This is a genomic window from Clostridia bacterium (genome assembly GCA_035561135.1).
In the GTDB taxonomy this organism is placed as follows: Bacteria; Acidobacteriota; Terriglobia; order Terriglobales; family Acidobacteriaceae; genus DATMYA01.
The window spans coordinates 254,966-270,018 of the sequence record DATMYA010000008.1; the positions used below are offsets into that span (position 1 = coordinate 254,966).

Consider the following 15,053-nt stretch of genomic DNA (forward strand, 5'->3'; position numbering starts at 1 on the left):
GTGCCATGCAATTGCTGCATGGCGCTAGCTTTTCCTCCAGCGGCGGATGCGTTGAATGTATCCAAGGTAATCGAAATCGCCGGTCACGACGGAGATGAAATCCTGCAACTCGTATTCGGGCGAAACGCCTGCGCGAGGTATCTCCAGCGGGTTGCTGTTGGTGCCGGCCAGAATTCGATCGTGGATGGCGATGACGGCGCTGCGGTATCCGGCTCGGCGCACGGCGCTCGTGGCAGCTTGATTGTATCTACCCCAAGGGTAGGCGAAGCTGGTGCATTCGGTCCCCAACCGCTGCTCGATTTCGAGCTTCGACTTTCGTAGCTCATCGTCGGCCTCGGTGCGAGATAGAGACGTGAGATCTCTGTGTGCGGTGAGGTGAGAACCAACGGCAATGCCATTGGCGATCATCTCTTTAACTTGATCCCAGGTGAGCATGCTGTCGTCAGGATAAAGACCGGCGAAAGAGTCGAGCGACAGCGACGAAGTTGCTCCAATTGCGGCGGTAGTGAGATACACCGTGGCGGAGAAACGATGCTCGCGAAGTACCGGGTACGCGCCCTTGTAGACTCCGGCGTAGCCATCGTCAAAGGTGATGGCGCAGGAGATGCCCGAGGGAGATGCAGGCCAGTCGCCGGCGATCAGGCGCTCAAGATCAATGACGGCAACATTCGCATGCAGCCATGCCATCTGTTCCCGGAACTTTGCCGCGGGAAGAGCGCGCGGAGTGGTTCCGACCGTGTGATAGAGCAGGACGATGCCATAACGGGCACTACCTTGAAACGAGCGCAGCGCGTGCACCAAGCGCCCCAGTTGACGCTTGCGCGGAAGCGAATTCGACATTTCTTCTCTCGACGTATTGATTCAGAGCGCCGCAACTCATTCCCACAACGGCCCAGAAAACGACTGTGTCCGGACCGGAAGACAAAATCCACGCCTCGAACATGGAGTTGAACAGAGCCCCAGCGAAGAATCCGAGTGATAACAGGTAGACGAACAAGTGTTCTCCCTGGGCATTTCTACCGTATGTTCGGATATATCCGAAGGCAGTGCCGAGAAGAAGAATGTAGAGAACGCCGCCGATGAGTCCGGTCTCTTCCACCACCGCCAGCACAGAGTTGCCCTTCTCGCGTGAGTAGTTCGAGAAGTTTTCAAGGTGCCAGTACTGGGAAGCTCCTATGCTGACTCCGAAGCCTGCTCCAAGTACGCCACCCTCCTTTGCTTTCTCGTACGAAGTCTTCATCTGTCCGGCGCGTGAGTTCATTGCGCTTTCAGATCGCTTCAACACGATGTCGCCATAAAACGTTTGTAGTAGAACACCCGGCTTAACGACATAGACGCCGAGTAGCAGGGCAAGGAAAACATAGATCGCCACGGCTTTGCGGCCCAGGTTAAGCGCTTGCAAGCTTGAGCAGCTTATGATGACGAGGGCTGCAAGCGACGCCCTGCTGCGGCTTTCGACGATGATGACCATCGCTGCCAATGACATCATCAGAAACGCCGTACGCCGCGCAAGAATCCGCCAGCAGGACCTCAGCTCGAATACGAGCCAAGGAAATGTGAACGCGATCACGGCCCCCAAGGTGTTGGAGTTCCCGGAGTAGCCACGGAAGAAGCCGCCGGAGTATCCATCTCCACGACCCAGCGAGACCACGGACGACAACACCACCGGAACCAGAATGAAGCCGAGCAGGTGAAACGGATTTCTGTCGATGCGGCCGACGAGGAAGCCGCCGACAAACACTGCCATCCAGAGCGTCATGACGACAGCCCACTTCAGGACGGTGAGCTCCGTATTCTCCGACCAGAACGAAGTCACGAACGCCCATGTAGCAAAAATGTACATGGCCGCCAGAACGCTTCGTGGTACGGAAGTTCGCAGCCTGACCGTCATCACAATCGTGGCCGGGACGAGTATCGCCTGCGCCGCGAACCTGCAATACGTCGCCGCCCTGCCCAATATGGGGAAGTTGGCCAGAGAAAATGCAATCAACGCCGCGAGGAAGACCCAGCGATAAGTTCTCATTGCGCACCCGACATCTGTACCAACGCCGAGCGAATCGCTTCTGCCTCTCGCTCCATTGTCCAGGGTTCTATGATTCTGGCCGACTCGGCACCCATGCGGCGTCGAAGTTCGCCATCTTCGGCCAAGCTTGTCAGCGCGAACGCCAGGCGGGCGGAGTCGCCCGCGGGAAAGATGAAACCGTTTTTTCCATGGTGCACCAGGTCGTCAACGCAACCAACGCGGTCCGATGCGACGATCGGCAGGCCGCAGAGCATGGCTTCATTCACGACCAGGCCCCATTGTTCAGAAAGTGAAGGCAGCACGAGAATGTCACTTGCGCGCATCCACTGTATGACTTCCGAGGTACTCAGTCTGCCAAGGTATCGCGCCTGCTCCGGCAAACGCGCGCAGAGCGCCTGTACTTCCTGCTGCAATTCTCCGGCACCGGCAAACACCAGATTGGCGTGGCGGCACGCTCTGGTCAACACATCCGAAACATCCGCTAGCAGCCGAATTCCTTTCTGCGGAACAAATCGTCCGACGTACAGGAATACCACCGCTTCCGGTGACAGCCCTTGCTCAGCTCTGAACACATCTCGTTGTTTGCCAGGGATGGACCGAAGTTTCTGCGTGTCGACCGTCATATGAGCTACATGAATTCGGTTTTCGGGCACACCGTAATGCCGGAAAAACTTTGCCTGCCGTGAGCCGCCCGGAAGGACAGCAGAGGGCCAGTTCAGCAGGATGGGATACAGAATCTCCTTCACTCGTTCCTTGTAGCCGGATCGAGTGGGCTGTAGTTGCGTATCCGACTCAACGGCGAACAGCACTCCGCGCAACTTCAGCGCAAGGATGGCACAGAGCGTGACCCAATGCCCCCAACCGGCCACATGCGCTACGGTGTAGCGTCCGGCGAGGATGTGCCTCAGAAGTCGCAACACGCGTGCGAACTGGCGCAACCGAAATACCGAGGAGTCGAGCAGCACGGTTATGTCCTGGACATCGGCGTCCTGTCCCCAAGGTTGTGATCCGTTGCGAAATGTGAAAACGACTTCCGCGTTGAGATCTGCGGCGCGTTGAAGATAGATCGCACGCGGCAGGACGTACGGAGTCGGTTCCAGCAGTAACACCAATGTCAGCGTGCCCGGCTGTGCCGTGGGCCGCTCTTCCGGTTGTGTCTGAGCCGCAGCGATCATCGACGCTATGCCGCCTCGGCTGCGGGAGCAGGCTGCAACTTTTTCCAAAGCGAACGCGCGGCAGCAAAGCCACCGCCGTAAACGAGACCACCGAGAGCGACCAGGAACAGCACGTTTAATTGCACATTGTGCCGTATCAGTTGAATTGTGAATCCCATGGCAGTAGCCGCTGCAAGCGAGATGCAGATGGGCTGCAGCAGCCTGGGTCGTTCGAGATCGCGGGTAAAGTAGAACGCCATTGCGGCAACTGCGAACTGGCTGACGATGGTCGTCCACACGGCGGCCAACGCTCCGAAGCGCGGCAGCAAGATGAGGTTGAGCAGAACGTTCGTGACTCCACCGGCGGCGACGGCGGCGAGATACTTTCGCTCGCGGTTGTGCGGGACCAGCCGCGAGCCGAACAGAACAGCCAAAGATGCCGAGATAAGGTTCAACATGAGCCAGCGCAAAAGGCGTTCGGAGCCGGCAAACTTAGCGCCGAGAATAAATGCTGCGATGGGCTCTGCCAGCAGGCATCCGCCGATGGCCATGGGAATTGCGAGAGAAACGGTGGCGTTCGCCATCCATTGCACGTAACGGCGCTCGCGCTCCGCGTCGCGTCCGGCGGCGCCGGAGAGCAACGGATAAAACACCTGCGCTACCACTGGCAGAAACGACATGGAAATGCTCATGACGCGATAGCTCGCGGCATAAAGGCCAACCTCAGCCTCGGTTCGCATGTAGCGCAGCATCACCGTATCGATCTGGTCGTAGAGCATGGACATCATGCTGGCCAGGCCGAGTGTAAAGCAGACGGGCAGAAATCTTCCCCACAATTCGGGAACGAAGCGCGGCAGGCCGACATGGAACTCGCGGCGAGCGCGTTGGAGCAGCAGCAGTGCGACGACGATTCCGGAAGAGATGCTGCCGAGCGGAAGCAACCAGGCATCCGATGGCTTACGCACGAAACCGAGCACAACGGCGGTGTATAGGCATTGCCCGGTAATACCCGCGACGGAGGTTCGCCACATACGCGAGTTCCCCAGAAAGAGCCACTGCAGGTCAACGGTGGCGATAAGGAAGTTAACTCCCGTGAGCAACAGCAGAGTGCGGGTGAGGCGATCTGGCGGCGCGAGTGTAAACGTAAACACGACGAGCAGCAGGTACGAACAGCACGTCAGCATCATGCGCGCGCCCATCAACTTCTGCGCTACGGCGCGCGCGGGATCTTCCGAGCGAGCGATCTCGCGCTGTCCGAAGGCGTTGAAGCCCGGCGCTGCGAGAAGGCCGAAAAAACCGGTGACAGCCAGAGCAAAACCAACCTTGCCGTAGCTCTCGGGGCCGAGCGCGCGCACTACCCATGGAAATGTCACGAGTGGCAACAGCTTGCTCACAAGATCCATTACAAGCAGGGCTACGGAGTTGTTGATGATGCGCTTTGAATCCATATAGAGGAAGTGAGGTTCGTGAGTGTCAGCTCTTGGCTCGCGCGGCGGTGGATCGACTTATGCGAGCCGGGACACCCATGGCAACCACAGCGTCAGGAATATCTTCCGTGACCGTAGCGCCGGCACCGATAATGCAGCGCAAGCCGATTTTAGTGGACGGCTTGACGCTCGCCCCAGTGCCCAGCAGCGAAAGCGCACCGAGAGCTGCGCCGCCGGCCAGGGTTGAATGGGGCGCGACATGAGCGAAGTCGCCGACAACGGCATCATGCTCAACGACAGCGCCGGTGTTGATGATGGCTCCTCTGCCAATGCTTGCGCCAGGGTTGACGATGGCGCCGGCCAGGATAGACGCTCCCTCACCAACGGTCGCCCAGCGCGAAACGACGGCGTTCGGGTGTATGACGGTTCTCAGCTGAAATCCGGCTGATGTGTAGGCCGACGCCAAACGCTGGCGCACCTCGTTGTCGCCGATGCCAAGCGCAATGGCGAAACTGGTTCGACTCTGCGAGGCTAGCCAGCCGTCGTCCCCGAGGATTGGGAAGTCGAGGACGCGAAGGCCCGCAAGGCTGGGTCCCGCCTCGATGAACCCGAGCATCTCGGCTCCCGCGCAAAACAACGCATCAGCGATGACTTTGCCGTGACCACCGGCACCGGAAATAACGACACGAAGGCCCATCATCTATGAAATCTGTTCCAAAGAATCAAACTATTTGAAATTCAGAGCGCAACGATAACACACTGGTGATGAGTGCTCTGGCTTCTCCGACGATGACATTGAAGTTGCGTACGAGGGTTGACGGCGGCGCACGAAGCACGCCTTCCCTTCGCTATTCGAGATCGGACAAACTGATTAGCGCGTCGGCGTCAATGCTCCGTGCAGCTTTACGGCCAACTACGGACTCTAGCTCTTTCGGCGCCAGACCGGTCCCCGGCCGCTTGATCTCCAGCATGGAGCGCTCCAGCCGGGTACCGGCGGCGATAGCCTGGCGCGCAACGATGCTCCGGCGCGCGACGTCGCGTACGCCGCACTCAGAGGGCGTCGGACGCTTGATGCCGTCACCCAGCGACGCTTCGACCGTACGGATGGCCTGGACCATTTGCGCAAGTTCCTGCGGATCGAGCGACATGCGATGGTCCGGGCCGGGTAGTTCCCTGTTGATCGTGAAATGCTTCTCGATGATCGCCGCGCTGCGCGCGACGGCGGCAACAGCCAACTCGATTCCGCGCGTGTGATCAGAAAAACCCACAGGTACGCCGAAGGCGGAGCGCAAGGTATCGAGCGCGCGCAGGTTGACCGCCGCGGGATCGGCGGGATAACCGGAGACACAGTGCAGCAGCGCAAGCTCCGGGCAGCCGCCGTCGTTCAGCGTTCGCACGGCGACTTCGACTTCGCTGAGATAGGCCATCCCCGTCGAGAGAATGACGGGACGGTGCGTCGCACCTATACATTCAAGCAGAGGCAAGTTGGTCAGTTCGCCGGACCCGACTTTAAATGCCGGCACACCTAGTTGATGGAGCAGCGCAACGCTCTCCTCGTCAAATGGAGTGGAAAGGAAAAGTATTCGGGCTGAGTCGGCGTAGTCGCGCAACTCGCCGGTCTGCTCAGGCGAGAGTGCGAGCCGCCGCAACATCTCGAGCTGCGACTCTGCCTGGCCCGTGGTCTCCCGCTGATAATCCGCCTTCGGCGCTTGCGACGAAACGAGGCGCTCCGGAGTGAAGGTCTGAAACTTCACGCAATCCGCGCCTGCGAGTCGAGCGGCGTCGATGAGTTTGCGCGCAAGGCCAAGGTCAGCGTTGTGATTAACGCCTGCCTCGGCGATTACAAAGGTGGGCTGCCCCTCCCCGATGATACGTCCAACGATCGATACATTCTTCATGTTTATGAGTGCGAGCTCTATGCAAGCGTGTGCAGCCTCAGTTGCAATTGGACTCTCGCTATCGTACTCGCGCGACACGGCGTTTTGCACCACGCGGTTTCTGTCGCGGCGATTCTTGCGGCAGTGTTACGACAGCAATGAGATGACCTGCTCTTCCCAGCGCGGCGCAACCTGGTCCCAGTCCCATTCCCGAGCCATGCTGGCTCCGTGGCTACCGAGTTCTCTGCTCCGCTCGGGATTCGAGATGACTTCACCGACCCGCGCGCACATCTGCTCGTCATCCCACACCACGTAGCCGTTGACACCATCGACAACGGATGGCGCTTCGTAGAATCCGAAGGCGACGATCGGAAGTCCACAGGCCGCCGCTTCCTGCATCACCTTGGGGACACCTTCCGCGAATGAGGTCATGGCGAAAAGATCCGCGCGACGGAACTCGTCGGCAAGTTGCGCAGGGGTTCGCAGCCCAGCGAAAGTCACATTCACGATGCCGCGTTCGGCGGCGTGCGCTCGACATAGCTCAACGTCAGGGCCGCTGCCGAACCAGACAAAATCAGCTTGCGGAAACTGCGCGGCAAGTTCAATAAACGCGAGTGGCCGTTTTCTCGACTTGATCGTACCCGCAGAGACGATTCGACGCCGCTCACCCGACTTACGCCCACGCGAATGAAAGATGGTGCCGTCGATGCCCAGAGGAACAGTTACGAACTTGTCGCCATATAACAAGGTCCCCATCTTCTGCAGGAACGGGCTTATGGCAACGATGAGGTCGGCGCGCGCAAGGATACGCTGGATTCGCTCGACCACGGGACGCGGGTGTCTCTCACAAATGACTACGTGACCAACAGCCTTGGTCAATTCGCGCTCACGCTGCTCATCGCCCACCAGACCTTCCAGTGTCGCGATGACAGGGACGCGACGCGAACAGAAGGAACGAAGTGCCAGTCCGGCGGCGTCGAACCATTCAGGGCCCGGATAGAAAATCGCATCTGCATCGCGCTTGTAGAAGCGGGCGAGGTCGAACCGCCATAAGCGCCGGTGCCAGAGTTTGTGCAGAGAGACGTTCGGTGACCGCTCGACCGCCGAATCGGGTGCGCCATAGTGAACGGCAGACCATCGCAGGCCGGGGCAGGAGAAACGTGAAAGCATCGCCTTGGCATTCAGGTTCTGCGCATTGACGTTCGCGGAATCCATGAAGCGCGGCACCAGAACCGTTCGCTCGCGATTCACTTGGCCTCCGTGACCGGAGACCGTTGCAACAGGCTGCGAACCTTGGCGGCGATTTCATCGCCTGACGTATTCCACAAGAAAAGCTCCAAGTCCTCCGCTTTGTAGGGCAACTGGCCTGCCGCGCCCTGCTCAACGAGTTCGGACAGGTGCGCGAGATCGTCAGCGAAATTGAAGATGCGTTCCTCTTTGTAGTGCGCCTTATATGGGAACTCGTGCCAATCGAAGCTGACGATGGGGACGCCAAGACGCAGGCAGTCGAGAAAGACGGTCGAGAAGAATAGTACGGCGACGGCGGAGGACTTGAGCGCGTCGTCCAGGCCAGGGCCCTGCGAATAGATCACTTCCGGCGCAACCCCAAGTTCCGAGCACAGCTCTCCAACGAGCTTGCGATACGAGCCGACGCTCTCCATCGGGTGCACGCGGACGACGAAGCATCTATGCAGGCGCGCAGAGATGGCGAGCAACGTGCCAATGATCTCGCGAAGTTCGCCTTCGTGGTAAAGCGGCAGTACGTGGAGCGGAGCAGAAATAAAGATGATGTCGCGACCGGTGCTTCTGGGAGGCGGCACCGAGACAGAAGCAGGGATGTTGAGCACGACAGAACGTTCTTTCAAAGATGGGTTCAGCAGTTGCTGGAAGAACTGCCCACGAACGAACGAAGTATCAACCGGTTGGTCGGCAAAGCGTAGATCGAACGCCATGACGCCATGCTGCAATAACACGGTGGGTATACGGCGCTCGCGCGCTTGCAGCAGCAGCGGTCGTTGCCATGCGGGGTTGCCGACAAAAAGAATTTCAGGACGGGTGGCCTCGAGCATCCGACGCGCAGCACGAGTGTCCATCATGTACAACGGAAGTAGTCGCCGGAGGAAATAGGCGTACGCAGGCGAACGCAGAAGGATGTCTCGCGCCTGCAATTCCATGCCACTCAGCGGCAGCGTGCCCAACGCTCGCGTGATCTCCGCAGCATGAGTCTTCACCTGCGATGCATTGGGCAGATCCCAAAAACGCAGAAATGAGTGAATGCTAATGCCGGGCTTGCCTGCTTCTCTGAGCTTGCGGCCAGCGGTAGTCGGATCATTGAAAACGTATTGTAGCGGCATGCCGAGGTGGCCATCGTAGGCGATGCCGATACCTGTGTCGTTGTATGACGTGTTATAGAACCAGGCCCCTCCCGGACGGAAAGAGTTGAGCAACTTCCCGGGCAAGGCTTCCACGAATCGGGAGGAACACGGCATCATGCGGCGCGCGGCAAGACGCATGAGGCGAGGAATGGCGCGAAAGCCATCGCTCGAAAACTGTTTCTGCACTTTGGCATGCAGACTGGAGTGCGAGATATGCTCGCGCTCAATACTGTATGTACTACCGGTGACAGCCTGAGTGGCGGCAAGCCGTTCGTGCGAGCCGCCCATTAAACGGCATACCTGATAGCCGCCATTGGTGATCCAGGCATCAAGGCGCACGTTCTGGAAGATGGCGATGAGTTGCAGCAGTAGCCCTTCTTCCCAGATGTTTAGTTGTGGAACACCCTCGAACGCGGGTGCCACAGACAAGAGCCTGCGGGACAGGCCAAAGGCGAAGTTTTCCGCATCTGTCTGCGAGCCGAGGACTTCACCCACTGAGAACACTTGCGAGAAGGGGCGGCAGAGCCAACTGTCGGGCGCATTCAAACAGCAGCGCAACGTCGCCGTCCGCCGGACGGAGTTCGCTTTCTCGCGAGTAGATTGAAACGGTGGCTGACGACATCTAGCGATCCGATTTCTTCTGACAAACTGAGATCGCCACCGGATCCCCGATTAAACTCCGCACGATGTACACGGTCATCGGGGTTCATCCCGCTGCAACCATGGAAGGCGGAGCTTGCCTTGCGCAATGAGAAACTCGCCCCACAGTAGGTCGTGCGGAGTGTCGATATCGACGGCGCATTCCGGCGGGACACTGAGCATCTTATGAGGGGCTGCGTCCCAGTTCGAGTTCACGCTGAAAACGAAATCGCGCCGCCACAAATACAGCACGCCGTTGATGCGGAAAACTTTGGGCGCATCCTGGCGTCGGGCATACGTTTGTCCGTCGGGGAATGCCTTGTGCATGTAGCCGGCACGCTCCTCCACACACACTGAACGTGGATTGAACGGCGGTTCAGAAACGGCAATAACGCCCATTGCGTTCCGGTTCGCGGCAAGGATTTCGAGCGCTTTCGCAACGTCGGAGATTTCTCTAGCAGGGTTCGTCGGCTGGAGCAGAAGTACGGAACCGTAGGTTACTCCGCTCCGTTGCTCCATTTCGCGAAGCGCGTGCTGGAGCACAGGCCATATCGGCGTCTCATCCCGTGCCAGGTCGGCAGGGCGCATGAACGGAACTTTGCCGCCGGCCCGGCGAGCTACCTCCGCAATCTCTTCGCTATCGGTTGTGACGATGCACTCGTCAACTTCGGGTGTCATCTGCGCCATTCGGATGCTGTGAGCAATGAGCGGCAGACCCGCGAACGGGTGTGTGTTCTTTCCCGGAAATCCTGTTGATCCTCCGCGCGCCGGAATTATAGCCAGCAGAGGTCTCAGACAAACGGTGTTCTCCAATCCTGAATCTCCCGGGAGAAGTAGGTACAGCATCCGCAGCATGGCGACAGTCGCGTTTGTGTTGCCGTGCTGTTGGCGAACATTGTATCGGACGAGCAGATGTCCGATGCCGACGTTAGTGAGAGCAGATCGGCGGGAAAGCACTCAGTGTAGAATTTCGCAGACACTGAATCATTACAACCCTTCGCCAGATGACGCGCGTGCTCGCGTTGCAAAGCGTGCTGTGTCAGACAGGCGGGGAGCCTTAGGGCAGAGATGCGAAAGATCGCGGTCGTCACTGTCGGGCGTTCGGATTACGGGATTTACAGGCCCGTGCTACGGCGCATGGCTGCCATGACGGGCCTCGATCTGCGGATACTGGTATCCGGGGCGCACCTGCTGCCGGAATACGGTGACACCTGGCGCGACATCGAGCGCGACGGCTTCACCATCGGCCGCAAGATTCCCATGCTTGAGAGCGGTAAGGACGACCCGAAGAGCGTCGCGAAGGCAATGTCGGCGGGGCTGGCTGGTTTTGCCGAGGCCTACGAGAGCGAGCGACCCGATCTCGTTTTGCTGTTGGGCGATCGTTACGAGATGTTTTCCGCCGCAGCCGCGGCGCTTCCCTTCAAGCTCCCACTGGCGCATATACATGGTGGCGAGGTGACGGAGGGGGCAATCGACGAGGCGATGCGCCACTCGATCAGCAAGATGAGCCATCTGCACTTCGTGGCCGCCGAGGTCTTTTGCGAGCGACTGATGCGCATGGGCGAAGAACCGTGGCGGATTACGGTTAGCGGCGCGCCGGGACTGGACAATCTGCATGAGCTGCGCCTGTTGTCATCCGAGGAGTTGAAGAGCAGGTTCGGAGTCAATGCCGACGCCCCTTTCCTTCTCATCACCTTCCATCCGGTCACGTTGGAGCACGAACACGCAGGTACGCAGTTCGCGGAATTGCTGGCGGCGCTCGAAGAGCAAACGTGCAACCTGGTGTTCACGTACCCGAATGCGGACACAGATAATCGCGCCATCATTGCCGCCATTCAACAGTTCATCGCGACTCACAGGAACGGCAAGGCGGTTCAGAACCTTGGCACGGCGGGTTACTTCAGCATGATGTCCCGCGCGCTCGCTATGGTGGGCAACTCGTCCAGCGGAATTCTGGAAGCTACGTCATTCAAGTTGCCGGTTGTGAACGTTGGCAACCGTCAGCGAGAAAGGCTACAGGCGCGCAATGTCGTGAACTGCGGCACCGTTCGCGGCGAGATCGCACAGGCCATACGGATGGCGACGTCGGAGGAGTTCAGGAGAGGACTCGCGGGGCTTGTGAATCCGTATGGCACCGGCAATGCGACAGAAAAGATTGTCGGTGTACTGAGCGAAGTGCCGCTCGACCAGAGGCTGATATTGAAAAGGTTCATTGACACCGGCGCCGAGTGCAGCCATGGATGACGTCTCGAGATGTTGCGTTTCGCAGTCGGCCACGTTGCGACAGGTACTGGAGTGCATCGACCGCAATACCAAGGGCATAGCCCTCGTCGTGGATGACGCGAGACGCCTCTTGGCAACTGTCACCGACGGCGACATGAGACGCGCCGTGCTCGGCGGACGCAACCTGGACAGCGTCGTAGGCGACCTGGTGGCGGAACTTGCGCAGCAGGGCAAGGTGCATCCGGTGGTTGCCAAGACCGGCATCGAGCTTACCGAACTGATTCGCCTCATGCGTTCGCACCGCATACGGCAAGTTCCGCTGCTCGATGACGCGGGACACGTGGTCAGCCTCGCGGTGCTGGATTCCCTGCTGCACGAAGCAGAACTGCCGCCGCAGGCCGTGGTGATGGCAGGTGGTTATGGAAACCGGTTGATGCCGCTGACGAGCGAACTCCCGAAACCGCTATTGCCGGTGGGGGACAAGCCCCTGCTCGAGCGCGTGATTGAGCAGCTTCGGCAGGCGGGGATTCGCAAGGTGAACGTCAGCACGCATTATCAGTCGGAGAAAATCGCCGAGCACTTCGGCAACGGCGAGGCGTTCGGAGTTGACTTACAGTACGTGACCGAAGATCGTCCGCTGGGTACGGCCGGTGGACTGTCGCTGCTGCAAGGCGACGATCCACTTCTCGTTGTGAATGGCGACATTTTGACGAAACTCGATTTCCGGTCGCTGGTCAGCTTTCACCATGAGCAGCACGCCGATATGACGGTGGCTGTCCGCGAGTTTTCATTTGACGTGCCCTATGGGGTGGTTGAGTGCGACAGCGCACGCATCACCCGCGTATCGGAAAAGCCGAAGGTGAAGCTCTTTATTAACGCCGGTATCTATTTACTTTCGCCGCAAGTGCGCAAGTACATCCCCAACGGCGAGCGCTTCGACATGACGCAACTCATCCAGAAACTGCTCGATGCCGGAAGGTCGGTTGTGAGCTTCCCCGTGTGGGAGTATTGGCTGGACATCGGCCGCCACGAAGATTACGAGCAGGCACAGCAGGACGCAAAAGCAATGGGAGCCGCAAGGTGAACTGGAACAACAAGAGCGTGCTGATAACAGGCGCCGGTGGATTCATCGGCAGTCATCTGACCGAGAAGTTGGTGGAAGCCGGAGCACGCACGCGTGCACTGGTGCACTACAACAGCACGGACAGATGGGGCTGGCTGGACGAGTCAGCCTGCACGAACGACGTTGAGGTGGTTGCGGGTGACATCCGCGAGTTCGATAGCGTATCGAAGGCCATGCGCGGTGTGGAAGTCGTATTCCACCTGGCGGCGCTGATCGCTATCCCGTACTCCTATGAATCGCCCTCGTCCTACGTTCATGCAAACATTGAAGGCACGCTGAATGTGCTGCAAGCCGCTCTTCAAGGAAACGTCGAGCGCATGGTGCACACCTCCACCAGTGAAGTGTATGGCACTGCGCGCGAAGTGCCGATTCCGGAAACTCACGCGCTGCAAGCCCAGTCTCCCTACTCGGCTACTAAGATCGGCGCTGACAAACTGGTCGAGTCCTTCAATCTCTCGTTTGGATTGCCCCTGAGCACGGTGCGTCCATTCAATACCTATGGTCCTCGCCAGTCGGCGCGCGCGGTGATTCCAACCATCATGACGCAAGCGCTGGCGGGCCAACCGATTCGCATCGGCAACATAAGTCCAACGCGCGACTTCAACTACGTCGCCGACACCGTGAACGGTTTTCTCGCCAATGCCGCATCGCCCTCGACGGTTGGCAGGGTCGTCAATCTCGGCACGGGGAAGGAGATTTCAATTGGCGACCTGGCAAAGTTGATCTGCTCAGTTGTGGGCAGCGAGTCTGAGATCGTCGAGGACAAAACTCGCGTGCGACCCGGCAACAGCGAGGTGGAGCGCCTCTGCGCAGACAATCGCCTTGCTCGCGAACTGATGGGATGGGAGCCACAAGTCCCCTTGCGCGAAGGACTGACACGCACACTGGAGTGGCTGCGCGGAAACATGGATTGCTACCGGATTGGCAGTTATGCAGTGTAGTCCCCGGAGCCATGCGGCAAAGATGAGCACAATGAATAATAAGAGCGAATCCGGGTACATCCCTCTCAGCGTTCCCGAGATCGGCGGCAACGAGTGGAAGTACATCAAGGATTGCCTCGACACCGGCTGGGTTTCGTCGGTTGGTTCCTATGTGATCCGCTTTGAGAGCGAATTGGCTACCTATGTCGGCGCGCCCCACGCGGTGGCCACCTGCAATGGAACCTCTGCCTTGCACATTGCGTTGCTGGTGGCGGGCGTTCAACCGGATGACGAAGTTGTGATGCCGTCGCTGACCTTCATCGCTCCGGCAAATGCGGTGCGGTACGCAGGGGCATGGCCCGCGTTCGTGGATTCAGAGCGCAGTTATTGGCAGATGGATGCCGAGGGATTCGCAGACTTTCTAGCCAATGCGTGCGAAGTCACGGACGGCGTGCTGCGCAACCGCCACACTGGACGACGCGTGAGCGCCGTGATGCCGGTGCACATCCTGGGGCATCCCGCTGATCTTGATGCCATCATGGAGTTGGCGCAGCGGTACGGCCTCAAGGTGATTGAAGACGCTACGGAATGCCTGGGCGCAAATTACCGCGGACGTCCAGTAGGTACGCATGGTGACGTCGGGTGCTACAGCTTCAACGGCAACAAAATCGTCACTACCGGTGGCGGTGGAATGCTGGTGACCGCCAACGCGGAGTGGGCCGCGCGCGCCAGGTATCTGACGACACAAGCTAAAGATGACGCGGTTGAATTCGTACACAATGCGGTCGGATACAACTACCGCCTCACCAACGTGCAAGCCGCGATGGGCTGCGCGCAACTCGAACTGTTACAAGCTTACATTGAGAAGAAGCGCACAATCGCGCGTCGCTACCACGATGAGTTGGGACGCGTGCCGGGCGTTACGCTCATGCCGCGAGCGAGTTGGGCGGAGCCGAACTGGTGGCTCTACACTGTGCTGATCGATCCAGTCGAGTACGGGATGAGCAGTCGCGAACTGATGCGTCTGCTGCAAGCCGAAGAGATCGAAAGCCGTCCGCTATGGCAGCCCATGCACCTGAGCCCCGCACATTCACAGTCGTACGCACATGGATGCGGGACCGCCGAGTGGTTGAATGAACGCGCCCTGAGCCTGCCCTGCTCCGTCGGACTGACCGACGAGGCGCAAGAACGAGTGATCCGCACCATCAGCGCAGCACGAAGATAATCAACACCGGCTTTGCTCAGCAAAACAGAGCACAAAGCAGATCGTTCGCGTTGCTCGGGACGAGACC

Annotated in this window: 13 protein-coding genes; 4 read left to right on the forward strand and 9 right to left on the reverse strand. The window is 59.1% G+C overall.

Going from position 1 to position 15,053, the window contains the following annotated elements; translation table 11 throughout:
- Nucleotides 1-24: 24 nt before the first annotated feature.
- From VN622_01300 to VN622_01340, 9 genes are all read right to left on the reverse strand, one after another.
- On the reverse strand, nt 25-840 hold the full coding sequence (locus tag VN622_01300; GenBank protein HWR34488.1) for a polysaccharide deacetylase family protein: 816 nt from the start codon (nt 838-840) through the stop codon (nt 25-27).
- On the reverse strand, nt 770-2,023 hold the full coding sequence (locus VN622_01305) for a hypothetical protein (GenBank protein ID HWR34489.1): 1,254 nt from the start codon (nt 2,021-2,023) through the stop codon (nt 770-772). The genes VN622_01300 and VN622_01305 overlap by 71 nt, the downstream gene beginning before the upstream one ends.
- On the reverse strand, nt 2,020-3,198 hold the full coding sequence (locus tag VN622_01310; GenBank protein HWR34490.1) for a glycosyltransferase family 4 protein: 1,179 nt from the start codon (nt 3,196-3,198) through the stop codon (nt 2,020-2,022). The genes VN622_01305 and VN622_01310 overlap by 4 nt, the downstream gene beginning before the upstream one ends.
- A 5-nt stretch (nt 3,199-3,203) precedes the next feature.
- Nucleotides 3,204-4,625, reverse strand: a complete 1,422-nt coding sequence (locus VN622_01315; protein HWR34491.1) for a flippase — start codon at nt 4,623-4,625, stop codon at nt 3,204-3,206.
- A gap of 25 nt (nt 4,626-4,650) precedes the next feature.
- Nucleotides 4,651-5,304: an acetyltransferase gene (locus VN622_01320; GenBank protein HWR34492.1), complete on the reverse strand. Its 654-nt coding sequence runs from the start codon at nt 5,302-5,304 to the stop codon at nt 4,651-4,653.
- A gap of 148 nt (nt 5,305-5,452) precedes the next feature.
- Nucleotides 5,453-6,502: an N-acetylneuraminate synthase gene (neuB, locus tag VN622_01325; GenBank protein ID HWR34493.1), complete on the reverse strand. Its 1,050-nt coding sequence runs from the start codon at nt 6,500-6,502 to the stop codon at nt 5,453-5,455.
- 126 nt (nt 6,503-6,628) lie between these two features.
- Nucleotides 6,629-7,732 carry a glycosyltransferase family 4 protein gene (locus VN622_01330; GenBank protein HWR34494.1) on the reverse strand — a complete coding sequence of 368 codons (1,104 nt, stop codon included), beginning with the start codon at nt 7,730-7,732 and terminating at the stop codon, nt 6,629-6,631.
- Complete coding sequence (locus tag VN622_01335) at nt 7,729-9,351, reverse strand: hypothetical protein (protein HWR34495.1); 1,623 nt, start codon at nt 9,349-9,351, stop codon at nt 7,729-7,731. The genes VN622_01330 and VN622_01335 overlap by 4 nt, the downstream gene beginning before the upstream one ends.
- 201 nt (nt 9,352-9,552) lie before the next feature.
- Entirely contained in the window at nt 9,553-10,341 is a 789-nt protein-coding gene (locus VN622_01340) for an acylneuraminate cytidylyltransferase family protein (GenBank protein ID HWR34496.1), read from the reverse strand.
- A 222-nt stretch (nt 10,342-10,563) separates the two neighbouring features.
- Between VN622_01340 and neuC the strand changes: the two genes are divergently transcribed.
- The 4 genes from neuC to VN622_01360 are packed head-to-tail and all read left to right on the forward strand — an operon-like array spanning nt 10,564 to nt 14,986.
- Complete coding sequence (neuC, locus tag VN622_01345; protein ID HWR34497.1) at nt 10,564-11,739, forward strand: UDP-N-acetylglucosamine 2-epimerase; 1,176 nt, start codon at nt 10,564-10,566, stop codon at nt 11,737-11,739.
- Entirely contained in the window at nt 11,732-12,802 is a 1,071-nt protein-coding gene (locus tag VN622_01350) for a nucleotidyltransferase family protein (GenBank protein ID HWR34498.1), read from the forward strand. The genes neuC and VN622_01350 overlap by 8 nt, the downstream gene beginning before the upstream one ends.
- Nucleotides 12,799-13,782, forward strand: a complete 984-nt coding sequence (locus tag VN622_01355) for an SDR family NAD(P)-dependent oxidoreductase (GenBank protein ID HWR34499.1) — start codon at nt 12,799-12,801, stop codon at nt 13,780-13,782. Before VN622_01350 ends, VN622_01355 begins: the two co-directional genes overlap by 4 nt.
- A gap of 31 nt (nt 13,783-13,813) precedes the next feature.
- Nucleotides 13,814-14,986: a LegC family aminotransferase gene (locus VN622_01360; GenBank protein ID HWR34500.1), complete on the forward strand. Its 1,173-nt coding sequence runs from the start codon at nt 13,814-13,816 to the stop codon at nt 14,984-14,986.
- Nucleotides 14,987-15,053: the final 67 nt, after the last annotated feature.